Below are 25,190 nucleotides of genomic sequence, written 5' to 3'. Positions count from 1 at the left end.
AAAAATGAGTGAAAGCCTAACTCGATAGATACTCTAGTAGCTAAGAAGTCGATAAGCGATCACTAAATGATAATGACGTAACCGTTAAGAAATAGTTCCGTTACGCTTCCATCCATTGCTTCCATGCCTGAACAACATGTTCCCTTTCCATTTTAAATTTATCAATCGCCACGTCCGCATCAAGGTTGAGTAGGTTGCGGTAATGGATTTCATCTCTTAATGCTGTATAGGCACTAGTTAATGCCATGCCTTGCTGTTCGTCCATAATCCCTTGTGACAACAGACTTTCAAAGATTCGTACATTGTCACACCAACGAGTCAACTTAGGTTTTTCATTACTGTATCGAAGTACTAAATATTGCGCCAAAAACTCAATATCGGTGATACCACCCGCATCTTGTTTCAGCATGAATCGATCGGCTTTTTTTCCACCGAGGTGCCCGCGCATTTTTTCACGCATATCGACAACGGATTTTTTAAGTACAGCTTCATCTCGAGTCAAACACAAAATCTCATGGCGAGTCTTGTTAAATGCCGAAGCCAATAAGTCATCACCATAAATCATACGAGCGCGAGTCAAAGCTTGGTGTTCCCAAGTCCACGCGTCATTGTGCTGATACTCGTCAAAAGCATCGGTTGGACTCACCAATAAACCAGAGACACCTGAAGGACGTAAGCGAGTGTCGACCTCGTACAAAATACCAGAAGCAGTTCTGGTCGAGAAAATATGAATAATGCGCTGCGCCAATCTCAGATAAAATTGGCGTCCGTCGATCTCTTTTTTACCATCAGTATAGATGTGTACCGGGCAATCGTGCATGAACACAATATCAAGATCGGAGTTATAACCAAGCTCCCAACCGCCGACTTTGCCGTAACCAACCACGGCGAAGCCACGGCCTTCACGATCTTTAACGTGGGTAGGCTCCCCAAACTTGGCTGTCACTTGTAACCAAGCTTGATTAATGCCGGCCTCAACAATCGCTTCTGCTAAATAGGTTAGATGGTCGCTTACCTTCATAACAGGCAAAACGCCCGCAATATCAGCGGCTGCAATTCTCAAGATACAAGTCTGCTTAAACTGACGCAGCCCCTCCATCTGTTGTTCCATGTCATCTTCAGGAATACGGGCTAGATAATCACGTAACTCGGTCTTGTAAGACTCTAAAGGCACGGGGTTATAGAGTTGCTGCGGATCAATAAGTTCATCTAACAGAATTGGGTAACGACCCAACTGCTCCGAGATCATCGGGCTCGCTGTACATAAGCGAACGAGTTGAGTGAGGGCAGCGGGGTGCTCATCCAATAGCTCAAGATACGTGGTGCGTGTAACGATTTTTTGCAACAGATGCAGCACTCGAGACAAACCAAATTCAGCATCCTTGGCGGTATAGAGCGCTTGAAACACTTTGGGCATTAATCGATTGAGTACTTCACGTCCACGAGGGCCAAGGGTTTTCTTAGCCAAATCAGCTTTGAATTGGATAATGGTTTTCGCCGCTTGCTGCGGGTTAGCAATCGCGATGTCATGCTCTAGAACCTGCTCAATCACATCTTGCTTATGAGCCATATCCCACAACTCACTAAAGTGACTCGCGATTGGGTTAGCATCATCTTCATCAACCCCAATTAGGTCTTCGAATACGGTGTGAACATTCGCCATATGAGCACGTGTCGAATCAATCAAACCATCCCAATCTGCAAACTGCATGGCGACAGCAAGTTGCAACTGTTCGAAATCGCCATCAGGTAAGGTTTGAGTTTGCTTGTCTGCCATCGCTTGTAATAGGTTCTCAAGGCGGCGTAAAAACAGGTATGCCTCACGTAAGTGACCGACTTCTTCTGCTTCTAATAAATGAAGAGATTCAATCGCACTTAGCGTCTCCAACAAACCTCGACCACGAAGGCTCGGTTCACGTCCACCACGAATCAGTTGAAAGACTTGAGCAATAAACTCGACTTCACGAATACCACCAGAGCCAAGCTTAATGTTGTTTGATAAGCCACGACGTCGCACTTCGCTACTGATCATCGACTTCATTCGACGTAAAGATTGAATGGCACTGAAATCAATATAACGACGAAAAACAAACGGACGCAGCATCTGGCGGAGCTCTTGGTATTCAGGGTACATTTCGCTGCCCATCACACGCGCCTTAACCATTGCGTAGCGTTCCCAGTCACGGCCTTGTTCTTGGTAATAGTCTTCAAGAGCAGCATAGCTCATGACCAAAGGGCCGCTCTCCCCGAATGGACGCAAGCGCATGTCGACTCGATAACAGAATCCGTCAAAGGTTTGCTGATCAAGCGCCTTGATAATACGTTGCCCCAAACGCGTGAAGAACTGCGCGTTGGCGATACTTCTTCTTGCTCCTTGGGTTTCACCATTCTCAGGGTAAGTAAAAATTAGATCGATATCGGAAGAGAAATTCAGCTCACCGCCACCTAACTTGCCCATACCTATGATCAACATAGGCTGCGCTTCACCTTGCTCGTTACAAGGTGTGCCCCACTCTTTACAACAAATATCGTACTGCCATTGATAGGTCTCGAAGATCATCGCCTCTGCTAGCATCGACAAATGATTTAAGCTCTGTTCTAGATCCCATGAGCCCATAAAGTCACGCCAAGCAATGTAGATCATCTCTCGATTACGGAATTGACGCAGTACACGTTGGCCGCTCATTTCATCAGCACAACCAGAAAGTAACTCGGCCAAACGCTTACGATACCCTTCCGCGCGCTCTTCACATCTCAGCATCTCTGGCAAGGTGCTGGATAAAATCGAGTCACGCTGTAAACAATCACCAACAAAACAGCTCAAGCCTAATACACGCTTGAGCTCGGCAATCAATGACTCAGGCCAAGTGTTAATGGCGTCACTTTGATGCTCTAATAATTGCTCAAAAGCAGACTGGGAATGAGTGACGAGTAGAGAAGGCAATGGCATGTTTCTTCCTTGTGTAAGCTGCGCACCGAACAATTGGTTTGTCGGTTCGGTTCTTCAATAACGAGTTCTAAAAACTAATGATTAGTTATACCAAAGTTCTGCCAATAAAAAACGCCCGCATTAGCAATGTGGGCGTTTTATCAGTGAACTTATCAAGCAAAGCCTTTATCTCTAATAACAAGTCTCCGTGGCCAAACCTCTAGGAATAGACCTATAGATCTTGCGAACTAGAGCTCAAGACCGAGAACAGGGGATTAAACCTTAAACTGCTTAATCTTACCGTCTAGCTCTTGTGCGTTGCTTTCCATGATCTCAGAAGTCTCGAGAAGCTCACCCACCACCACTACGGAGGCTTCAACAAGCTCACGAACATTGGTCAAGTTGACACTCATCTCTTCCGCCACACTAGTTTGTTGGCCCGCAGCAGTCGCGATCTGGAAGTTCATATCATTAATCTGGTTTACCTGACTTACGATGCCATCAAGCTCAGAACCAGCGTTAGTCACTAGGTCTACGCCTTCAGCCGCTTCAACAACACTCTTTTCCATCAGCTCTACAGCCGAGTTAGCACTGCTTTGTAGATGGCTGATCATATCTTGAATTTCTACTGTCGCTTGCTGAGTACGTTGCGCAAGGTTACGAACCTCATCGGCAACAACCGCAAAACCACGCCCCGCTTCACCTGCACGCGCGGCTTCAATCGCTGCGTTCAAAGCCAATAGGTTGGTTTGCTCTGAAATGCCTTGGATAGTACCAACCACACTGCCAATCGAGTCTACGCGCTCTTCTACTTGGTTTACCGCTGCTGCAGAGGCTGCGATGTCCGAAGAAAGCTCACTCATCTTAGAAACAGAACCTTGAACGAACTTCTGACCTGTTAGTGCTTGACCTGATGCTTGCTCAGTAAGAGAAGAAGCACTTTGCGCGTGCTCAGCCACGGTTTGCACAGTAGACGTCATCTCGCTCATTGCTGTCGCTAGTTGGTCGATTTCGTTAAATTCTTCCTGAGCTGAATCTTTGGTTTCGGACATGCTGATGGTCATCACTTCCGTCAGGGCAAACAACTCATCAGAAGAGGCCACCTGAGTTTTGATCATGTCACTCAACTGGACTCGAGTTTTTTCGAGTTCTCGTGCCACATCACCGTATTCATCTTTACAATCCATATGAATTGGCACTGATAGGTTCTTATCGGCCATCGTTTTAATGGCGTCATTGAGGTATTGAGTTTGGCGAAGCATAACGCGCGCTGCCGCCAATAGAAGAACCACAAACACAATGATCATCAAGGCTGTTTGCCAAGCCACTTGAACTAGGTAAGTCTCGTAATGCTGCTGTGCAACTTGTGCATTGTTAGTGACTGCAAGTAATGAATCGTAAAACGCACTTGCGTCCCATAGCTGCTTCGAAATAATCAAGATAGTGCTGAAAACCATCAGCATGATCATTTTTGGAACGAGACGGATGTCCGAGATAATCCTTTCCCACGGCTTGAATGACAGTTTAGTCATTGTCAGTTCTCCATTAACTCTTATATATTGATGGCTTCTATATCCGCGAGATGGCTATGTCAGTCAAAGTTCGCGATTTATTTTGAGCCTCGTATGAATGTTAAATAGTATCAAAGACACCACTAAGCCGATGAGCTTATTATCACTGATTCTCTCTTTCTTAGCGTTATTTGTGATCTCAGGCTTATTGTTTGCACCGATTGATAAAGAATCGAAACAAGTTCTTATCGGCCTGGACTTTATAATCTGTAGCGTTTTTCTTTTTCAGCTCACTATTGATCTATTCAGATCACAAAATAAGAAAGAATATCTAAAAGTACACTGGATCGATTTCTTGGCAAGCATCCCTATGGTCGAGCCACTTCGATTCGCTCGCATTTTTCAGATCTTGCGCGTGATTCTCGTTCTTCGGTCAGGAAAACGTGTTTTCAGGGAGCTGTTTAGCAATCGAAAAGAAACGACACTCGCCTCAATTATTTTGCTATTGGTTATTCTCCTGACCATAGGTGCAGGAACAATACTGCTGCTAGAGCACAAGGATCCCAATGCCAACATTACCACTGGCCAAGATGCTTTATGGTGGGCTTTCGTAACGATTAGTACCGTGGGGTACGGCGATTATTATCCAGTGACGAGCTCAGGCAAGTTAGTCGCTTCTCTGGTGATCATTTGTGGTGTGGGTGTTTTTGGTATGATTTCAGGGTTGATTACTTCTTTGATCACCTCTCCAACTCGCCATGACAATCAACGAGCAGAAAACAAAGAGAAGCACCTTGAGAAGATCATTGAGCAACAACAGAAAATTCTCGAACGACTAGAAAAGCTGGAACAACAAACAAAAAAATAGGGCCAAAGCCCTATTTTCAATTTCATGTTGTTATAAAACTCAGTCTTGCCAATACGGCTCAACTTCTACGCTTATTTGGCGTGTCTGTTCCATCGCATGCAGAATAGACACCTCTTGACGAGCTAACCAACGCTCTAGCTGAACCTTCTCATCGCCTTCTAATTTCTCAGTCAAAGGCTCTAATGTTTTAAGTGCCAGCAAATCGTCAATACCTTGCACCATATCGGCCCATGGCAAGCGGAAACTGTTTCGTTCATCGTCATCATACAAACTCGCGAAACCAACACCAGAATATAGGTTTCTCATCAAACGATATTGCTGCTCAATATACGCTTGGCTAGTCATCACTCGCTCTGGCGGGAAAGCTTCCATCAAGTCGGCCCATGTGCGATCGAGCTGCTTAACCGAAAACCATTCGATACCACGTGCCATTTGTTCTCGTGCTTTTTCGTCTAAGAAAGGTTGCCAGCCACGAGACAAGATCCAGCGACTCAGATCTAGCAACAAACCAGTGTAACGAGCAGAGCTCAACAGGGTAAGCAGTTCTTCGCGATCGGGAAGTTGCTCTTGCATCTCTTTAAGTTCAGCGACCAAAAACTTACGCGCATCCAATTTACGCAGTACGTGGCCTTTATCTTCGAGCAAATCTTCAAAGTGGTCATAGCTTTTCAGCCAGTTGAGTTCTTGCTCAAGCCACTTGAGCTCTTGACGTAAAATAGCACTCGCACGTCTTGGGACAATGCCACCATAGATAGTGAAGGTTTGACGAATAAAACTCAGCGAGTGACTGATCTCATGTAACGCTTCAATGGATTGGCGCTCGGTGAAGATCTGCTCATGATAATGCCAATGAGCGAGAGCATGCTCTAAAGATTGAATAAAACACGATTCAACGGTATCACTTTTATCAGTATCAACTAAGGTCAAAGGAGTCACTTCATCTCCTTGATAACCTTGAGCAAGGCGGTAACCCTTAGCAGCTTTGCTTAGATTACCTAAACGCATGCCACCTTGTTCACAGAATTGACGAGACAGGGTAAACAGAGCATCTGTTTGACCGGACTTAAGTTCCAATTCGACTTCACAAATCGGTTCTTGCAGTTCGCCTGATTCAACAAAACCTTGATCGAATGCGACCTCGACTTGACTGCCATCAGGCATACCAATCAACCACTGCTCACGTGTGAAGTTGGTAGAAAATAGAGGAGTCAGCTCAGCTTGCAGCGTTTCGATGTCTTTACCCGCTGGCCAGATGTCCTCTGGATGTAGGGCTAGCTTAGGTTCATTGCTGTCATGTTCTGCATTGTATTCAGGCCTTTGATGCAGGCCTGCAACCACACGACCAGCCGTCTTTACGGTTTGTACAAATACGTCATCAAAGCGTCGAATGCGCAAGCCAGTATCGTGCTTACGTAACCAGTTATCGGGGGTGTCAAAGTAGATGTTACCTAGCTCACGACAACTGTGCTGAAGTACTTTAGTTTCAGCAATTTTATTGCGTAAAGTCTCTGAAAAATCAGGAGAAACAAAAAACTTCAGTTCTATCTCGGTTTCCATAGTTATACCTTTCTGTGAAGATAGGGACAGGATATTGCCAATTTGAAAACTCAGCAAGTCAGAAATATCGCCCTTATGATGATCTAAAACAGTTTTAATGAGACATTGATTAGGTTAACATGCGCGACTTTGTAGCCATCGCTTAACATTTCACCATGAATATGGTGTATGTTGTTTTAAGGTTATTATTTATTAGGTTGGATGACCATGCCAGTAAATACAATTATGGGGTTATTTGCAAAGTCCCCAATTAAACCTTTGCAGCGTCACGTAGTATGCGTGAACGAATGTTGTTCTCACCTAGTTAATTTCTTTGAAGTTTCTTCAAAAGGTGACTGGGAGAAAGCATCAGAAATTCGAGCTCAAATTTCTCACCTTGAGAAAGAAGCTGACGTACTAAAACGTGAAATTCGCCTTAAACTTCCTCGCGGTTTGTTTATGCCAGTTGATCGCACCGATATGTTGGAGCTATTAACTCAACAAGACAAACTAGCAAACCTAGCGAAAGACATTGCTGGCCGTGTATATGGTCGTCAACTTGTCATTCCTGCTCCTATGCAAGAAAACTTCATCGCTTACGTTAAACGTTGTCTAGATGCAGCGAACCAAGCACAAAACGTAATCAATGAACTAGACGAATTACTTGAAACGGGCTTTAAAGGCCGTGAAGTAACACTCGTTGCTGAAATGATTCATCAATTAGATGTAATTGAAGATGACACGGACGCGATGCAGATCGAACTACGCCAACAACTAATGGCGATTGAAGATGGTCTGAATCCTGTTGATATCATGTTCTTATACAAAATTCTTGAATGGGTTGGTGGTATTGCAGATCAAGCACAGCGTGTAGGCGCTCGTCTTGAAGTAATGCTTTCTCGATCTTAAATCATACGTTAACTATATAACGAAGAGCATTTTTTGAACAAACCACTTATGCGCTGAGTATTTCTCTCGCTGAGCGGTTTTTTGCGTCTAAATTTGTTCCGCTTGTTATCAAACAACTAGGTATTACGATGGATATCCTTGCTAACTACGGCACTGTCCTGATTATTGTTGCAGCAGCTTTCGGTTTCTTGATGGCTATTGGTATTGGTGCAAATGACGTTGCGAACGCAATGGGCACTTCAGTAGGCTCTAAAGCTCTAACCGTTAAACAAGCGATCATTATCGCAATGATCTTTGAGTTCGCAGGTGCTTACCTTGCGGGCGGCGAAGTAACAGATACGATCCGTAAAGGTGTTATCGAAACATCTCTGTTTGCAGATCAACCTGACGTACTTGTGTACGGTATGATGTCTGCACTACTCGCTGCTGGTACATGGCTACTTCTAGCTTCATACATGGGCTGGCCAGTATCAACGACTCACTCAATCATCGGTGCAATCATCGGTTTTGCTTGTGTGTCTGTGGGTACTGAAGCTGTAGATTGGAACAGTGTCCAAGGCATTGTGGGAAGTTGGATTGTCACACCATTGATTTCCGGTATCTTCGCCTATCTCATATTTGTCAGTGCCCAACGACTGATATTCGATACAGAAAACCCGCTATTCAATGCGAAGCGTTTTGTACCGGTATACATGTTCATTACTACAATGGTCATTGCACTTGTAACGATCAAGAAAGGTCTTAAGCACGTAGGCCTTCATCTAACCGGTACTGAAGCATGGTTATGGGCTGCAGGTGTTTCTGCTGTCGTCATGATTGGCGGTTACTTATACATTCAGAAGAAGTTTGCTAACCGCGAAGAAGACCACGGTTTTACTGGCGTAGAAGGTATCTTCAGCGTACTAATGGTTATCACTGCTTGTGCAATGGCATTCGCACACGGTTCAAACGATGTTGCCAACGCGATTGGTCCACTATCAGCGGTTGTTTCAACGGTTGAGCACATGGGCGAAATCTCAGGCAAGAGCACTATCGCATGGTGGATTCTTCCACTAGGTGGTATTGGTATCGTTGTTGGTCTTGCAACAATGGGTCATAAGGTAATGGCAACCGTTGGTACTGGTATTACAGAACTAACTCCTAGCCGTGGCTTTGCAGCTCAACTAGCGACCGCGTGTACGGTTGTACTTGCTTCTGGTACTGGCCTTCCGATTTCAACCACGCAAACATTGGTTGGTGCGGTATTAGGTGTAGGCTTTGCTCGTGGTATCGCAGCTCTAAACTTAGGCGTTGTGCGTAACATCGTAGCTTCTTGGATTGTGACGTTACCTGCAGGTGCTCTACTTGCTGTTGTATTCTTCTACGCAATTCAGGCTATGTTTACTATGTAATAGCCCTGACACTAGTCAATATTAGCGTCAGAAAACGGTGAGCTTCAGTAAAGATATGTAAATACCATGTCATTATTGACTCAAACGCACAGAAAGGGAGGCTTTGCCTCCCTTCTTTGTTGCACCATATAAAAAAACTAAATATTATTTGCTCATTGAGGCTGACTCATACGCCTACCCAATTTGAATCGTTAAAGGATTTACTGTGAAAAAACTGATTAGCTTAGTTTTGTTCGCAATGCTTGCGGCTCCAGCTGCCTTTGCTCAAGACCGTTATATTGCTGACAAACTATTTACTTATATGCACTCTGGCCCAAACAATACTTTCCGTATCATAGGTAGTATTGATGCCGGCGAGAAAATCACCTACCTGCAAACTAACAAGAGCACGGGTTACACTCAGGTTCAAGATAGCCGAGGACGCAAAGGTTGGGTTGAGAGTAAGTTCGTAAGCACAAAAGAAAGTATGGCGCTGCGCATGCCTAAGCTAGAGAAAGAGCTCTCTGAAGTAAAAGGCAAACTGGCGAATGCTCGCCAAAGTGCTGACAGCGAAAAAGCAGGTCTCGCAAGCTCTCTAGACTCTCGCAACAAGCAGATTGCTGAACTAGAGCAGAACTACAGTGAGATTAGCCAACAGCTAACGAGCTCTCAAACTGAGAACCGTCAACTACGCGCTAAGCTAGATACTCAAAAAGATGACTTACTATTGAAGTACTTCATGTACGGTGGTGGTGTTGCTGGTATTGGTCTACTTCTTGGCCTTGTTCTGCCACACATCATGCCTCGTCGTAGAAAGTCACCAAACGGCTGGACGTAAGCCTCGCATTTGCTAGTAGGTTCAGTATCGAATATCAAAAAGGAGCACCGAGGTGCTCCTTTTTATTTGTCTGGATTTATCATTCAAGTCACAGCGCTAACATCAATCACAGTAAGTAATATCGATAGTACTAACCTTTCCACTCATACAAAGCTGGGATTTCTATTTTCTGCTGATTGAATTCAATGATTACCGATTGTGGTTTAATCTCAAGCAACTGAATACCCCGCTCGATCCATTCCCCTTGAGCAACTTCATGTCCATTCACTTTTACCCAACGCTTAGTTTCGCTACTCGAGTACATGTGAGTTTGTAAGTCTAACTTAGGTAATACACCAGACAATCTATTGCCATGTGTTTCTAAATCGATGACCTGAGAATCCATATTCCCCACAGGTCTAGAATCCATCGGTTCAGATGAAACCGACTGCTCTCCCATCATTGATTCAAGCTTCAACGCTAAATCGGGTGGCAACTCGGTGAGGTCTAACCCTTTCAGTAAATCACGGTCCGATTGCAGCGTGACATTATCATTATTCGTTCCAGGTTGAACTGACGGTTCAATAGATAATGGATCTAAATTCGTTGCTGCTTGATTACTATTATCTACATTTGCCACGATCGCTTTTGAGTCACTAGCGATATTACCGATGTCGGTGCCCATCTTTGCATGTATCTCTTGACGCGGTAGTGCTTTCAAAAGCTGGCTTACCGGTGCCGAGCGAACAGAAAATAATGCTTCATCGCCTGCATCCACTGACACTGCATCCACACTGGCAATGCCAGAACCGGCAATTTGAGGCTCAAAGTCTGATTGAAGCTTTGATTCAGGCAGAGCTCCGGAGGCAACGGGGCTAGCCGAGCCTTGCTGCTGTTGATTATACGACTGATAAACCAGAACGCCGCCCACCAATAGAGAAGGCACCAAGACAAGGATCAGTCCCATTGTTAACGATGAACCTCGTTTGTTGCTAATCCCTTTAGCAGAACTAGGCACGTGATGGTTTTGGTAACCTTTAAAGCTAGGTTTATTATTAGAAGACTGTTTAAGCTCGTGCATAATACGTGACATTAGCTTTCGCCCCCTTCTAATGACATCAACTTGGGCGAGTCGAGTTGAGCTAATCTCTGCAATCTTGCTAAGGTGCGCTTACCTGCAATGCCATCAACAGACATACCCTGCCAAGTTTGAAACGCTTCGATTTTCATTTTCAATTCATAGTCAAATACATCACTGCCCGATACGTCTTCACCCAAGACTTCTGAAAGCAATAGATCAAGTAAAGCAACCGCCTCACCTTGATAACCCTCTTTCAGGGTATCTCTTAGCGGCTGTTTCCAAATCGCGACATAATCACCTTGCCAAATTTGCTTTAAGGTGCGCTTAGGCATCACCAATAGCTTTTCGTTGACTAGGAGCTCAACAGACTCCTCAGACGCGCCATAAAGTACAGCAAACACAGGTTCTTGACCTAATTCCAGATTAAGAACCACGGGAACTCCAAGTTCAATCAAATATTCTAAATTGGCTTGATGTTGCTCACATACAAATACACTTTGTTGTTCACTCAAACATAGCCAATCACGAAGCGAGGATTCATATCCCCAAAGTGTGTATAGGTCCCTAATTGCAAGCGTTTGATTATTCCCTTGCTTTAAGTGATTCTGAACATCTTGTGGTAGTGCAAACTTCGAATCCTTGAGGTCTTGAACCGATATAGATTTATCATCCAATATCGGTGTTTCAGCCACAAATGAGCGTTGAGCATTCGCCGCTACTTCCGTTTTCACTTCACTGGAAGTATCCGCAGGCATCCATGAACTAATATAGGTTGGGGCGAAGTTAAAGGTCGCGATTGCAAGGCCGACACTTAATGTGGCAATCCCCGCGTATTGGAGTAATTTTGGGGCTACATGAGTGGCTCGAGTTTTCTCGACGTGATACACATCGGCCTGAAAGGACATGATTTGCTGACAAGCTCGGTTAACCGTTTCATTACTCGGTGATTTATCACCATCATGGAAAGCCAATTGCAGCGCTTTATCACACACCAAGTTAATGAGCCTCGGAATACCATGGGTATATTGGGAGATAAGCTTGATTGAACGATTCGAAAACAACATCTGCTCGCCACCAGCCGTTTCCAAACGAAACGCGATGTACTTACCCGTTTCTTCGATATTAAGAGGTAATAAGTGATAGCGACCTGTAATCCGCTGCGCGAGTTGACGTAGCTGTGTGGTTTGTAAGTGTTGCTGTAATTCAGGTTGTCCAACCAACAGCACCTTTAATAGCTTACGACTATCGGTTTCTAAATTGGTCAGAAGGCGTAGCTGCTCCAACACATCAGCTGCAAGGTGTTGGGCCTCATCTATCACCAATAAGGTTTGAATGCCTTCAGCATGGCTATCAAGCAGGAAGTGATGAATTGCCTGACTCAGCTGTTTCAACGACGCTTGTTCAGGGTATTCGACCTCAAACTCATCGCAAATAGCTTCAAGTAGATCTGAATTGGAAAACGTAGGGTTGAGTATAAGGCCAGCTTGAGTCTGATTATCGAGTGATGACAACATCGCTTTGGCGACCGTTGTTTTTCCAGTACCCACTTCACCAGTAAGCATCGCGAAGCCCCCTCCTTCGCCTAAACCGGCTTGTAGGTTCTGCATCGCTTCTTGGTGACGCTGACTCAAAAACAAATAGCGAGAATTTGGTACAATCGAAAATGGCATCTCAACGAAGCCAAAATATTCCTTATACATGTGCTGCCCTATAATTACGATTAATGGAAAGTACCATTGCTCGCAGTAAAGTCCAGCAGTGATAAAACATTTCGAGGTGATAAGTTGCAAATATACGATAGCCTACCAAAAGACAATGGGCTACAGCGCTATCTAGTCGGTGGAGCGGTACGCGATAAGCTGCTCAATATTGATAGTTATGATAGAGATTGGGTCGTGGTAGGAAGTACCCCTCAAGAGATGGAAAGCCTTGGCTTTACTGCTGTCGGGAAAGATTTCCCTGTATTCTTACATCCAAAAACCAAAGAAGAGCACGCACTGGCTCGCACTGAGAAAAAATCCGGTTCGGGTTATACAGGTTTCGAATGTTACTTTGCACCAGATGTGAGTTTGGAAGAAGACCTCATGCGCCGCGATCTAACGATCAACGCCATCGCTCAAGATGATAAAGGTGAGCTTTACGATCCTTACCATGGCCAAAAAGATCTCTCTGATCGTATTCTAAGACACGTCTCGGACGCTTTTGTTGAAGATCCTCTTCGTGTGCTGCGTGTAGCTCGCTTCGCCGCCAAACTCCATCATCTCAACTTTACGGTTGCACCTGAAACCATGGTGATGATGAGTGAAATAGTGCAATCTGGAGAACTGGCACACCTCACTGCTGAACGAGTTTGGCAGGAGTGGCATAAATCTCTTAGTACTCCGCACCCTGAAGTGTTCCTTTCTGTACTGAAAGAGTGCGGTGCATTGGCTGTTGTGTTGCCTGAAATTGACGCTCTGTTTGGTGTGCCTCAACCTGAAAAATGGCACCCTGAGATCGACACGGGCATTCACACTCTGATGGTTGCTCAGCAAGCTGCGCTACTAAGTTCATCGTTACCAGTACGTTTTGCAGCTCAAGTGCATGACTTAGGTAAAGGCGTCACGCCAGAAAGTGAGTGGCCAAGCCACAAGATGCATTGCCATACAGGCTTAAAAATCATTAAGAAGCTGTGTGAAAGAGTCAGAGTGCCCAATGAATTCAGAGACCTCGCGTTGTTAGTGTGCGAGCAGCATTCCAATATCCATCGTGCAGGCGAGCTAAAGCCAACCACCTTCCTCAAGGTTCTCAACAAGTTCGATGTTTGGCGTAAGCCAGATAGACTCGACGATATACTGCTTTGCTGCCAGGCCGATCACGCAGGCCGAAAAGGATTAGAAAATCAGCCGTATCCTCAAAAAGCGCGTTTTGAAGTGGCTTACCAAGCAGCACTTCAAGTCGAAGTTAAAGCGATTATTGCCGATGGTTTTCAAGGTAAAGACATTCGAGAAGAACAAGAAAAACGCAGAGCTGCTGCGATTGAGCGCGCGTTATCAGAACTCTCTAATAGTTAATCTTCATTACACTAGTAAACACACATTAAAAAACCCGCGATTAAGCGGGTTTTTCGTTTCAACTTGTAGGGTGCTGCATAAGCGCTTTTTACTGCATCATCAAGAACGCAAACAGACCAAAACCTAGAATCAAGCGGTAGATAACGAACGGTGTCATGCCCATACGTGAGATAAGCTTCAAGAAAAAGTGAATACAGATATAAGCACTAATGAAAGAAACCACGATTCCCGTTAGCAAAGTACCAACATGGATTGGATCACCACTGGTCACTAACTTCAGGCCCAAATAACCACCAGCCAGAGTGATGATTGGGATAGACATTAAGAAAGAGAATCGAGCCGCCGCTTCACGTGTGAAACCAAGGTAAAGTGCTGCGGTAATCGTCGCGCCAGAACGAGACGTACCTGGGATGATCGCCATTGCTTGAGCAAGGCCAATAAACAGCGCCTTTTTCCAACCCGCTTGGTATTCGTCATCACGCAGGCTTGAGTTTTTATCCACCCACCATAGCAATAAACCAAAAATAATCGTTGTCGTCGCAATCACCCACGCACTGCGCAAATAAAGCTCAACAATATCTTTCATCAACAAACCAAAGATACACGCTGGAATCGTCGCGAGAATGATCATCCAAGCGAGCTTCGCTTCTTTACTACGATCACCTTTAAACACTGAACCAAAGAATGCGCTCAAAAGAGAGACCACTTCTTTGCGGAAATAGATAACGACGGCAGCCAGAGTACCGACGTGGACCGCAACATCAAAAGCCAAGCCTTGATCTTCCCAACCTAAAACAGCCGAAGGAAGGATTAAGTGTGCAGAACTGGAAATAGGTAAAAACTCAGTAAAGCCTTGCACCAACGCCAACATAAACGCTTCAAAATAACTCATTACTTACCTTAAAAATTATAGTGTTATATCTACGACAGAGAGCGAATCTAATTGCTGCATCTTCTGCAATATTTCACTGACGGTTCTTCCATCTTGCGGGATCACTCTCGCAGGACAGAGATCATAAAGTGGTTGTGTTACAAAAGGATATTTATAGATATCACTGCGTGGTAATTCTGGTTCGCTTTCAGAAACCACGTCTCCAAACAGCACAATATCAAGATCGAGCTTTCGATCTTGAAGTTTATGAGCATCTTGAGAGCGACCCCATTTAAACTCAATTTTACGAAGTTGCTGTGAAAATTCAGTCAATGAGAGTGATGTGTCGAGCTCTATCACAAAGTTATAAAACGAATGGCTTTCAAACCCTACAGGCTCACAATGATAGATCTTAGAGCATTTAAGGTTAGTCCCTAACGATTGAAGCTCTGTCCATGCCACCCTTGCATGCTTGTCGCGGTCTATGTTCGTACCAACACCAACATAGGCTATTGTCATGCTTGACCTCGTTCGATGATCACACCGACGGCTTTTGCTTGTGGCACTGCGCCAGGCTTCGCTAAACGGATTTTAATCCAAGGCACTGAAAACTGAGTCATGATTAGTTCAGCGACTTCTTCTGCCACACGCTCAACCAATAGGAATCGGCCATTCGCAATGTGGTCAAGTACGGCTGTGCTGACTGTCGAGTAATCCAAAGCATCAACAACATCATCACTCTTACCTGCAGGGCGGTTGTCATGAGCCATTTCAATATCAAGAACAAGTTTTTGTTTGATCTCTTGTTCCCAATCGTAAACACCGATCGTTGTAATTACTTCTAGCTGTTCAATGAAAACTTTATCCAGTGCCATGACTTGTCCTTTTAGAGGTCGGATACCCATACCGGGGAAAAAAACGTATTATTTGCGTAATTCCAGATATGATATCAATTACTCTTAGATTGAGCATTATTTTCCCATCGTTAGGCTTATAACTGTTTAAGGAAAAACATGACCCCATTGGCACTCATCATGATTATTGCTGCCTATTTACTAGGTTCAATCTCTAGTGCGGTCTTGATATGCCGAGTCTTAAGACTTCCTGACCCAAGAACTGTGGGGTCCAATAACCCCGGAGCCACCAATGTGCTTCGCGTGGGCGGTAAAGGCGCCGCGGCGGCCGTTCTGCTTTGTGACATGCTTAAAGGCACCATTCCTGTTTGGCTTGGCTACTACCTCAAGATCGATCCAATCATTTTAGGTGTTGTGGCGATCGCAGCCTGTCTTGGTCATATGTATCCAATATTTTTTCACTTTAAAGGTGGTAAAGGCGTCGCAACCGCACTCGGAGCTATCGCCCCAATTGGATTCGATCTAACGGGCATGATCATGGCGACCTGGTTGGTTGTGGCATTTTTGTTTCGTTATTCTTCTTTAGCTGCACTGGTTACTGTGTTGCTCGCACCTTTCTACGCTTGGTTAGTCAAACCTCAATACACACTGCCTGTGGCCATGTTGTGTTGTTTGATCGTCCTACGTCACCATCAGAATATCCGCCGCCTACTCGATGGCAGCGAACCAAAACTCGGGCAAAAAAAATCGGCTTAAACTGTCATGTCTAAGCCGAACCATTTTTAAACTAAGATACGTTTAAACCGACGCTAGTCTAATTCGGTCAATACCATTCGTTCTTTCATTGCTTACAGCAGATGTTTATCTAAAAACGTCTTCAGCATTGTGTTCACAAACTCTGGTTGCTCTAGCGAACTAATATGACCAGCACCAGGAATCACCACTAACTCACTGCCCGTAATGCAATCGTGCATTAGGTATGATTCCAGTGCCGGACGTGGTTTGTCTTCTTGCCCTACAGCGATCAAAACCGGCAGTGCAAAGCTCTCTACTGCTTCAATCATATCGCGACGTCCAAACACCATTCGACCAATTCGAGCCACTTCTTCAGCGTTCTCACCCTTAAGAGCTGATAATTTCTGAGTAAAGCCTTCCACTAAAGTTGGCGTATTTTTTTGAGCATCATTTGCAAAGAACAATGGAACAACCGCTTCAACAATCGGTTGAGGAACCATCTTGGTTTGAGTAATGGTGTCTAACATGCTGAAGTATTTAGCATGAGCAACTTCTGGTTCTAGGCCTACGAAAGTGTCCATTAGAACCAAAGACTTGATACGTGCACGTGCAAGTTCCGCTAACTCGGTTCCCCACATACCACCAACCGATAAACCGACTACGGAGAATTCTTCGATTTCTAAATGATCAAGTAGATCCAAAATGTGTTGAGCGTAATCTTTTAAGTTGCGCATCGAGCTCGGCGCGGCTTGTGATTCACCATGAGACCAAAGCTCTGGAACAATACAGCGATACTGAGTTTTTAATGCATCGATCTGCAGCTTCCACATTGCACTGTCCCAAAGGTAGCTGTGGCCTAATACAACAACAGGGCCTTGACCTTCATCTAGGTACGCCATCGATTGATTGTCTACTGTGAACTTGTTCATTTTCTTCCCTAATCTCTATCAGCAATTATTTATCGACATACAGTCGGTAAGCTAGGATATAAAAACGGCCGCACTCAGCGACCGTTTATCGAAATACTATGGTTTATTTGGCGATTGGTTATGATTAAACAATCGGCTCTAGCTGGTCAATTGGCCAACGCGGTGTGGCATGGACAGATAAATCAGCCGTTTCACCATTCTTCAGGCGCTGCATGCCCGCATAAGCGATCATCGCACCGTTATCTGTACAGAACTCAGTGCGTGGGTAGTACACCTCTCCACCGATTTTCTTGGCTAATGCTTCAAGCTCAACTCGTAGTTGTTTGTTGGCACTCACACCGCCAGCAATCACGATACGTTTCATGCCCGTCTCTACCAACGCACGCTTACACTTGATTACCAAGGTCGCACAAACCGCTTCTTGGAACGCATAAGCGATGTCAGCACGAGTTTGGTCATCATTGTCATTAGCACGAATGGTATTTGCCGCGAACGTTTTCAAGCCCGAAAAGCTCATATCTAGACCCGGACGATCGGTCATTGGACGTGGGAACTTAAAACGACCTGGCGTGCCTTTTTCTGCGAGTCGAGATAGCAGTGGACCACCTGGGTAATCTAAGCCCATTAGCTTCGCGGTTTTATCAAACGCTTCACCCGCCGCATCATCAATCGATTCACCAAGAATTCGGTATTCACCAATGCCTTTCACTTCTACCATCATGGTATGACCGCCAGAAACCAGCAGAGCAACAAATGGGAATGGTGGAGGATTATCTTCTAGCATTGGCGCAAGAAGGTGACCTTCCATATGGTGCACTGGCACAGCAGGCACGCCCCACGCATAGGCAATACTGCGACCAATCGTTGCGCCCACAAGCAATGCACCAACCAAACCAGGGCCAGCCGTGTAAGCCACGCCATCAATATCTTTCGACGTTAGGTTCGCTTCTGCCAATGCCGCTTTAATCAGTGGAATGGTTTTTTTTACGTGGTCACGCGACGCTAGCTCAGGTACCACACCACCGTAATCGGCGTGCAGCTTTACTTGGCTGTATAACTGATGAGAAAGCAGCCCTTGCTCATCATCATAAATTGCGATTCCTGTTTCATCACAAGAGGTTTCAATACCAATAATGCGCATAATTTTCTCGGCACGCTTTCGTCTAAAATGGGAAATTAGCGCAATATTACCCTGCTTAAGCTCTTCAAACAAATATTGTACAGACTATAATCGACAAAGTGCTTTACAAAGCCACTGTGATCGGATTAAAATTCCGCACCATTTTTGATCAAGCTGGTTAATGACCAAACGCGAATAGAGAGTTAGCTCGATGGGTAACTTCTCTGATTTGGTACTGAATAACCAGCGATAATGAATAACCCCTGAGGTGAAAGGCATATGCCAATAGTTAAAGTACGTGAAAACGAACCGTTCGACGTTGCACTACGTCGTTTCAAGCGCTCTTGTGAAAAAGCAGGTATCCTTTCTGAAGTGCGTCGTCGTGAGCATTACGAAAAGCCAACTACAGTTCGCAAACGCGCTAAAGCAGCAGCTCAAAAGCGTCACGCTAAAAAGCTAGCTCGCGAAAACGCACGTCGCGTTCGTCTGTACTAATAACTTAATCCATAAGGACTGAGTTATGGCTCTTATTGAACAACTCAAAGAAGAGCAAAAATTAGCGATGAAAGCCAAGGACAAACCGCGCCTTGGCACTATCCGCTTAGCTCTTTCAGCAATTAAGCAACGTGAAGTTGACGAACGGATCACTCTGAACGACGACGACATTATTGCTATATTAGTTAAAATGGTTAAGCAACGTCGCGATTCTGTTGCTCAATATGAATCGGCAAATCGTCAAGATCTTGCTGACGTGGAAAAAGCAGAAATTACGGTACTTGAAGGCTTTATGCCTCAACCGCTAACTGAAGAAGAAGTTATTGCACTACTTGATAGCGCAATTGCAGAAGCTCAACCTGCGGGCATGCAAGACATGGGTAAAGTAATGGCTATCTTGAAACCACAAATTCAAGGGCGTGCAGATATGGGTAAAGTTAGTGGTTTAGTTCGTTCTAAACTCGCTTAATCCCAAATCAAATTGCAACAAGCCGTGCAATCCTTCGGAACGCACGGCTTGTTTGTATCTGTAACCTATTCAAACTATTATTATCCACACTCTCAGTTAGTGCATTTTTCTAAGGTTTTATGGCAGGACACATCCCGCGTAGTTTCATCGATGATCTCCTAGCGCGTCTCGACATTGTCGATATTGTGGACGCACGCGTGAAACTTAAGAAAAAAGGCAAAAACTATGGTGCTTGTTGCCCATTTCACAACGAAAAGACCCCTTCTTTCAGCGTAAGCCAAGAAAAACAGTTTTATCACTGCTTTGGTTGTGGCGTACACGGCAATGCTATCGACTTCATTATGGAGTTCGAACGTCTCGATTTTGTTGAAGCGATTGAAGAGCTGGCCTCATTTTTAGGACTTGATGTTCCTAGAGAACAGCGCAGCGGTGAAATATCCACGGCGCCAAGAGCCAACAGCGAACAAAAACGTAACCTCTACGATTTGATGGGCGGCATCAGTAATTTTTACCGCTCTCAGCTGAAAATCTCAGCGAACAAACCTGCGATTGATTACCTAAAAAATCGCGGTCTTTCTGGTGAAATCGTACAGAAGTTTGGCATTGGCTACGTCGCTGATGAATGGGACTTGGTTCGTAAGAACTTTGGCCAACAAAAAGAAGCCCAAGACATGCTCGTTACTGGCGGCATGTTGATAGAAAACGATAAAGGCAACCGATACGATCGATTCCGTGGACGCGTGATGTTCCCGATTCGCGATCGTCGTGGCCGAGTGATCGGGTTTGGTGGTCGTGTTTTAGAAGACGGCACGCCAAAGTATCTAAACTCGCCAGAAACGCCGATCTTCCATAAAGGTAAAGAGCTTTACGGCCTTTATGAAGTGTTACAAGCATACCGTGAACCGCCTCAAGTACTTGTGGTTGAAGGTTATATGGATGTTGTCGCACTCGCACAATATGGTGTCGATTACTCAGTGGCATCACTGGGCACCTCAACAACCGGTGATCACGTTCAGATGTTGTTCCGCCAGACCAATACTGTGGTTTGTTGTTACGATGGTGATAGAGCAGGTAAAGAGGCCGCGTGGCGCGCACTAGAAAATGCGCTTGAATACCTAAAAACAGGTAACACACTCAAGTTTCTGTTCTTGCCAGACGGTGAAGACCCAGACAGCTATATTAGAGAACACGGTCAGGCTGCTTTCGAACAACTGGTACAGAATGCGACGCCGCTTTCGACCTATTTGTTCGATAACCTGATAGAAATACACAAGCTGAATTTAGGAACAACAGAAGGAAAATCGGCACTGCGTGCACACGCGAGCGCCTTGATTAGTAAAATTCCTGACAGTTACTTCCAAGAACTGCTCGAAAAATTGCTCGATGAGCGAACTGGATTTGATAACCAATTGAGGCGTGCTCGCGTTCACACAAAGAACCCGACACCTCAACCGCATAAAGAGCTCAAGCGCACTCCAATGCGTGAAGTTATCGCTTTGCTTATCCAAAATCCGAGCTATGCTGATATGGTACCGGATTTATCAAGTGTCAAAGGCTTACAGCTGCCTGGACTAAGTTTATTCGTCGAAGTACTTGATATCTGCCGAGTGAACCCCCATATCAGCACAGGCCAATTATTAGAACATTGGCGAGAGAACAAACATGAGGCACTTCTGTCTCGTCTCGCGAGCTGGGAAATCCCCCTCGACGAAGACAATCAAGAAGACATATTTTTAGACTCATTGGACAATATCCTTGCCCAGTGCGTTGAAAAACAAATTGAAAACCTGCAGGCCAAAGCAAGAAGTGTCGGTTTATCAGCCGAAGAAAAAAGGGAGCTACTAGCTTTAATGCTAGATCTAAAAGCGTAACCCTGTTTGATTAGTCAGCATTTAATAAATTTGTTAACATAATTGGTTTGCATTTGAGAATGCAACGTCCTTCACCAGACCTGAAGTTGGATATCATCTATGGATCAAAATCCGCAGTCACAGCTAAAATTACTTGTTATTAAAGGCAAGGAACAAGGCTATCTGACCTACGCCGAAGTAAACGACCACCTACCTGCAGAAATCGTGGATTCTGAACAGGTAGAAGACATCATTCAAATGATCAACGACATGGGTATCAAGGTAGTAGAAACTGCACCTGACGCTGATGATCTAGCACTTAATGATGACGATGCCAATATAGATGAAGATGCAGCTGAAGCTGCTGCTGCTGCGCTTTCAAGCGTAGAAAGCGAGATTGGCCGTACAACTGACCCAGTTCGTATGTACATGCGTGAAATGGGTACAGTTGAACTACTGACTCGTGAAGGCGAAATCGACATTGCGAAGCGTATTGAAGATGGTATCAATACTGTTCAATTATCTGTAGCTGAGTACCCAGGCACGATTCCATACATCTTGGAACAGTTTGACCGCGTACTCGCTGAAGAGATTCGTTTAACAGATCTAATCAATGGCTTTGTTGACCCAGACGACGATGGCACAGCTGCGCCAACGGCGACTCACATCGGTTCAGAACTTGCTAAAACTGATCTAGAAGACGAAGACAAAGAAGAAGCAGAAGACGACGAGGAAGAAGAAGAGGAAGATACAGGTATTGATCCTGAGCTTGCTCTTGAGAAGTTCACAGCACTTCGCACTAGCTACCAAAACCGTCAACTAGCAATCAATGAATACGGCCATGAAAGTCCGAAAGCCACACTTGCAACGACAATGATGCAAGACGTATTCAAAGAGTTCCGTCTAACGCCAAAACAGTTCGATTACCTAGTAAACGAACTGCGTACTTCAATGGATCGCGTACGTACTCAAGAACGCCTAATCATGCGTCAAACGGTTGAGTACGGCAAAATGCCGAAGAAATCTTTCATTGCTCTATTTACTGGTAATGAATCTAGCGAAGCATGGTTGGACGAAGTTCTTGCTTCAGACAAACCATACGCTGAAAAGATCAAACGTAACGAACACGACATCCGTCGTTCTATCCAAAAGCTGGATATAATCGAACGTGAAACGTCTCTTACTGTTCAAAGCATTAAAGATATCAGCCGTCGTATGTCTATCGGTGAAGCGAAAGCTCGTCGTGCTAAGAAAGAGATGGTTGAAGCGAACTTACGTCTAGTAATCTCGATTGCTAAGAAGTACACAAACCGTGGTCTACAATTCCTGGATCTAATCCAAGAAGGTAACATCGGTCTGATGAAAGCAGTAGATAAGTTTGAATACCGTCGTGGTTACAAGTTCTCTACTTACGCTACGTGGTGGATCCGTCAAGCAATCACTCGTTCGATTGCCGACCAAGCTCGTACTATCCGTATTCCGGTTCACATGATCGAAACGATCAACAAACTAAACCGTATCTCTCGTCAAATGCTACAAGAGATGGGTCGTGAACCGCTTCCGGAAGAGTTGGCTGAGCGCATGCAAATGCCTGAAGACAAGATCCGTAAAGTACTGAAAATCGCTAAAGAGCCTATCTCAATGGAGACACCAATCGGTGACGACGAAGATTCGCATCTAGGTGATTTCATCGAGGATACAACGCTAGAACTGCCTTTAGACTCTGCAACGGCAACAAGCCTGCGCGGTGCAACTAAAGACGTTCTTGCAGGCCTAACTCCTCGTGAAGCGAAAGTACTGCGTATGCGTTTCGGTATCGACATGAATACTGACCACACTCTTGAAGAGGTTGGTAAGCAGTTCGACGTAACTCGTGAACGTATCCGTCAGATCGAAGCAAAAGCACTGCGTAAACTTCGTCACCCAAGCCGCTCAGAAACTCTGCGTAGCTTCCTAGACGAGTAATTACACGCTTTAGTGTGGTTAGCTTTTAAGCATAAAATAAAAAAGGTGAGCGTTGGCTCACCTTTTTTGTGCCTACGTGATTTAAGTGGCTAAGATGTAAGCGGAATTGCCCCTCATAGTGTCTAGACACCATTGATTGGTTCCCCTATAATCTATGCCCTACGGCCCCTTAGCTCAGTGGTTAGAGCGCACGACTCATAATCGTTCGGTCCCCAGTTCAAATCTGGGAGGGGCCACCAAATTAGAAAAGCCAGAACAATTCACACTGCTCTGGCTTTTTGCTTTTCTGAAGCTGCACAACTCACAGCTATGTTTCCTACAAATAACCAATCGTCCCACACAATTCCAATTCCCTCTCTGTGACTAAATATACTTTTCTTTTATAAAAAAATCGGCAATATGAGAGTACGTAAATAATTCAATCGTTCAGGGAAGAAACATGAAAGACGAAACGCTCTCGATTCACTTCGGCTACGACACTGATCCAACCACCAAATCAGTTGCGACCCCTATTTACCAAACCGTTGCTTATGAATTCGATGATGCACAACACGGCGCCGACCTGTTTAACCTTGCGGTGCCGGGCAATATCTACACTCGTATAATGAACCCAACCAACGATGTGTTGGAAAAACGCATGGCGGCCTTAGAGGGTGGTATTGCAGGCTTAGTGGTGAGTGCGGGCAGCGCGGCGATCAACTACGCCATTCAAACGTTGGCACAAATCGGTGACAACATCGTTTCAACGCCTCAGCTTTACGGCGGGACTTACACTCTATTTGCTCACATGCTGCCAAATCAAGGGATAGAAGTTCGCTTTGCCAAAGACGACAAACCAGAAAGCTTAGCGGCACTGATTGATGAAAAAACCAAGGCGGTTTACTGCGAAAGTATCGGCAACCCAGCAGGTAATATCATCGACTTAGAACGTGTTGCCGAACTTGCTCACGCAAAAGGTGTGCCTGTGATTGTCGATAACACGGTAGCAACACCTGTACTGTGTAAGCCTATCGATTTTGGTGCTGATATTGTGGTGCACTCGCTAACAAAATACGTTGGTGGTCACGGTACAACACTCGGTGGCGTGATTGTCGACTCAGGAAAATTCCCATGGGCAGAGCATAAGGATCGCTTCCCAGTATTTAATCAGCCAGAGCCTTCTTACCACGGTGTGGTGTACACCGAGGCTTTTGGTGAAGCCGCGTTTATTGGTCGTGCTCGAACGGTTCCACTACGTAATACAGGCGCTGCACTGTCGCCTATGAATGCCTTCATGCTAATGCAAGGTCTAGAAACGTTGTCGTTACGCATGGAGCGACACACAGAGAACGCACTAAAAGTAGCAGAGTACCTTCAGCAACATGAGAAAGTGAATTGGGTGAGCTACGCTGGTTTACCAACGTCTGAGTTCTATCCGCTGGCTGAGAAATACATGCAAGGTAAGCCGTCTGCCATTTTATCTTTTGGCTTGAAAGATGGTTATGAAGCCGGTGTTCGTTTCTATGATGCGCTACAAATATTCAAGCGCTTGGTGAACATTGGCGATGCAAAATCTCTCGCTTGTCACCCTGCTTCTACAACACACCGTCAATTAAGCGAAGCGGAACAAAAGCAAGCAGGTGTGTCACCAGAGATGATTCGTCTCTCAGTAGGTATCGAGCACATTGACGATATCTTGGCTGACCTAGAGCAAGCACTTAGCACTTAGCGCTTAATGCTTAATGCTTAATGCTTAATGCTTAATGACGCTACAGCTAGCTCTAACACGAATCGTTAACTAGCAGACACAAAAAAGCCCATCACAGGATGGTAATGCCGATCAGTTAAA

Annotated in this window: 21 protein-coding genes and 1 tRNA gene; 12 read left to right on the top strand and 10 right to left on the bottom strand. The window is 45.0% G+C overall.

Annotation, left to right across the window (positions count from 1 at the left end):
* Positions 1-100: 100 nt before the first annotated feature.
* On the bottom strand, positions 101-2,950 hold the full coding sequence (gene glnE / locus AB4180_RS12265; protein ID WP_102250311.1) for a bifunctional [glutamate--ammonia ligase]-adenylyl-L-tyrosine phosphorylase/[glutamate--ammonia-ligase] adenylyltransferase: 2,850 nt from the start codon (positions 2,948-2,950) through the stop codon (positions 101-103).
* A 254-nt stretch (positions 2,951-3,204) separates the two neighbouring features.
* Entirely contained in the window at positions 3,205-4,461 is a 1,257-nt protein-coding gene (locus tag AB4180_RS12260; protein WP_009848975.1) for a methyl-accepting chemotaxis protein, read from the bottom strand.
* 97 nt (positions 4,462-4,558) lie between these two features.
* Here AB4180_RS12260 and AB4180_RS12255 point away from each other — a divergent pair, with 97 nt between their 5' ends.
* Positions 4,559-5,308 carry a potassium channel family protein gene (locus AB4180_RS12255; protein WP_009848974.1) on the top strand — a complete coding sequence of 250 codons (750 nt, stop codon included), beginning with the start codon at positions 4,559-4,561 and terminating at the stop codon, positions 5,306-5,308.
* A gap of 39 nt (positions 5,309-5,347) precedes the next feature.
* Here the strand turns inward: AB4180_RS12255 and AB4180_RS12250 are convergent, their stop codons facing one another.
* Positions 5,348-6,865 carry an inorganic triphosphatase gene (locus AB4180_RS12250; protein ID WP_102250310.1) on the bottom strand — a complete coding sequence of 506 codons (1,518 nt, stop codon included), beginning with the start codon at positions 6,863-6,865 and terminating at the stop codon, positions 5,348-5,350.
* Between the two features lie 207 nt (positions 6,866-7,072).
* On the opposite strand from AB4180_RS12250, the gene AB4180_RS12245 reads away from it, so the two are divergent.
* From AB4180_RS12245 to AB4180_RS12235, 3 genes are all read left to right on the top strand, one after another.
* The gene (locus tag AB4180_RS12245; RefSeq protein WP_029223984.1) at positions 7,073-7,753 is read left to right on the top strand and encodes a TIGR00153 family protein; all 681 of its coding nucleotides are present in this window, start codon (positions 7,073-7,075) and stop codon (positions 7,751-7,753) included.
* A 128-nt stretch (positions 7,754-7,881) separates the two neighbouring features.
* Entirely contained in the window at positions 7,882-9,144 is a 1,263-nt protein-coding gene (locus AB4180_RS12240; protein WP_012603189.1) for an inorganic phosphate transporter, read from the top strand.
* Positions 9,145-9,349: 205 nt separating this feature from the next.
* Positions 9,350-9,961 carry a TIGR04211 family SH3 domain-containing protein gene (locus AB4180_RS12235; RefSeq protein WP_102250309.1) on the top strand — a complete coding sequence of 204 codons (612 nt, stop codon included), beginning with the start codon at positions 9,350-9,352 and terminating at the stop codon, positions 9,959-9,961.
* A gap of 130 nt (positions 9,962-10,091) precedes the next feature.
* On the opposite strand, the gene AB4180_RS12230 is transcribed toward AB4180_RS12235, so the two are convergent.
* The gene (locus AB4180_RS12230) at positions 10,092-11,033 is read right to left on the bottom strand and encodes a general secretion pathway protein GspB (protein WP_012603187.1); all 942 of its coding nucleotides are present in this window, start codon (positions 11,031-11,033) and stop codon (positions 10,092-10,094) included.
* Positions 11,033-12,721, bottom strand: coding sequence for an ExeA family protein (locus AB4180_RS12225; RefSeq protein ID WP_198592273.1), 1,689 nt, complete (start codon positions 12,719-12,721; stop codon positions 11,033-11,035). The genes AB4180_RS12230 and AB4180_RS12225 overlap by 1 nt, the downstream gene beginning before the upstream one ends.
* Positions 12,722-12,757: 36 nt before the next feature.
* Between AB4180_RS12225 and AB4180_RS12220 the strand changes: the two genes are divergently transcribed.
* The gene (locus AB4180_RS12220; protein WP_102250307.1) at positions 12,758-14,074 is read left to right on the top strand and encodes a multifunctional CCA addition/repair protein; all 1,317 of its coding nucleotides are present in this window, start codon (positions 12,758-12,760) and stop codon (positions 14,072-14,074) included.
* Between the two features lie 88 nt (positions 14,075-14,162).
* Here the strand turns inward: AB4180_RS12220 and AB4180_RS12215 are convergent, their stop codons facing one another.
* From AB4180_RS12215 to folB, 3 genes are read right to left on the bottom strand one after another with little or no spacing between them, the layout of a single operon-like run.
* Positions 14,163-14,966 carry an undecaprenyl-diphosphate phosphatase gene (locus AB4180_RS12215; protein WP_004735967.1) on the bottom strand — a complete coding sequence of 268 codons (804 nt, stop codon included), beginning with the start codon at positions 14,964-14,966 and terminating at the stop codon, positions 14,163-14,165.
* A 15-nt stretch (positions 14,967-14,981) separates the two neighbouring features.
* Positions 14,982-15,464, bottom strand: a complete 483-nt coding sequence (folK, locus tag AB4180_RS12210; protein WP_102250306.1) for a 2-amino-4-hydroxy-6-hydroxymethyldihydropteridine diphosphokinase — start codon at positions 15,462-15,464, stop codon at positions 14,982-14,984.
* Positions 15,461-15,820 (bottom strand): dihydroneopterin aldolase, encoded by a 360-nt coding sequence (gene folB / locus AB4180_RS12205; protein WP_004735969.1) that lies wholly within the window; start codon positions 15,818-15,820, stop codon positions 15,461-15,463. The genes folK and folB overlap by 4 nt, the downstream gene beginning before the upstream one ends.
* A 138-nt stretch (positions 15,821-15,958) precedes the next feature.
* Between folB and plsY the strand changes: the two genes are divergently transcribed.
* A complete protein-coding gene (gene plsY / locus AB4180_RS12200) occupies positions 15,959-16,555 on the top strand; it encodes a glycerol-3-phosphate 1-O-acyltransferase PlsY (RefSeq protein WP_009847793.1) in 597 nt (198 codons plus the stop codon).
* 92 nt (positions 16,556-16,647) lie between these two features.
* Here plsY and AB4180_RS12195 read toward each other — a convergent pair whose 3' ends face one another.
* Positions 16,648-17,463, bottom strand: coding sequence for an alpha/beta fold hydrolase (locus AB4180_RS12195; protein ID WP_102250305.1), 816 nt, complete (start codon positions 17,461-17,463; stop codon positions 16,648-16,650).
* 124 nt (positions 17,464-17,587) lie between these two features.
* The gene (tsaD, locus tag AB4180_RS12190) at positions 17,588-18,604 is read right to left on the bottom strand and encodes a tRNA (adenosine(37)-N6)-threonylcarbamoyltransferase complex transferase subunit TsaD (RefSeq protein ID WP_009847795.1); all 1,017 of its coding nucleotides are present in this window, start codon (positions 18,602-18,604) and stop codon (positions 17,588-17,590) included.
* Between the two features lie 258 nt (positions 18,605-18,862).
* Between tsaD and rpsU the strand changes: the two genes are divergently transcribed.
* From rpsU to AB4180_RS12160, 6 genes are all read left to right on the top strand, one after another.
* A complete protein-coding gene (rpsU, locus tag AB4180_RS12185) occupies positions 18,863-19,078 on the top strand; it encodes a 30S ribosomal protein S21 (protein ID WP_004396009.1) in 216 nt (71 codons plus the stop codon).
* A 25-nt stretch (positions 19,079-19,103) separates the two neighbouring features.
* On the top strand, positions 19,104-19,547 hold the full coding sequence (locus tag AB4180_RS12180; protein WP_009847797.1) for a GatB/YqeY domain-containing protein: 444 nt from the start codon (positions 19,104-19,106) through the stop codon (positions 19,545-19,547).
* Positions 19,548-19,666: 119 nt separating this feature from the next.
* Positions 19,667-21,418 (top strand): DNA primase, encoded by a 1,752-nt coding sequence (dnaG, locus tag AB4180_RS12175; protein WP_102250304.1) that lies wholly within the window; start codon positions 19,667-19,669, stop codon positions 21,416-21,418.
* A 99-nt stretch (positions 21,419-21,517) separates the two neighbouring features.
* A complete protein-coding gene (gene rpoD / locus AB4180_RS12170; RefSeq protein ID WP_009847799.1) occupies positions 21,518-23,362 on the top strand; it encodes an RNA polymerase sigma factor RpoD in 1,845 nt (614 codons plus the stop codon).
* A 163-nt stretch (positions 23,363-23,525) separates the two neighbouring features.
* Positions 23,526-23,601 (top strand) — tRNA-Ile (locus tag AB4180_RS12165).
* A gap of 200 nt (positions 23,602-23,801) precedes the next feature.
* Positions 23,802-25,070, top strand: coding sequence for an O-acetylhomoserine aminocarboxypropyltransferase/cysteine synthase family protein (locus AB4180_RS12160; protein ID WP_102250303.1), 1,269 nt, complete (start codon positions 23,802-23,804; stop codon positions 25,068-25,070).
* The last annotated feature ends 120 nt before the right edge of the window (positions 25,071-25,190 follow it).

This window comes from Vibrio sp. 10N.286.49.C3 (assembly GCF_041469545.1).
GTDB classification, from domain to species: Bacteria; Pseudomonadota; Gammaproteobacteria; order Enterobacterales; family Vibrionaceae; genus Vibrio; species Vibrio tasmaniensis_A.
The sequence above is the reverse complement of the archived record's forward strand: the minus strand, read 5'-3'. Positions and strand labels throughout refer to the sequence as shown.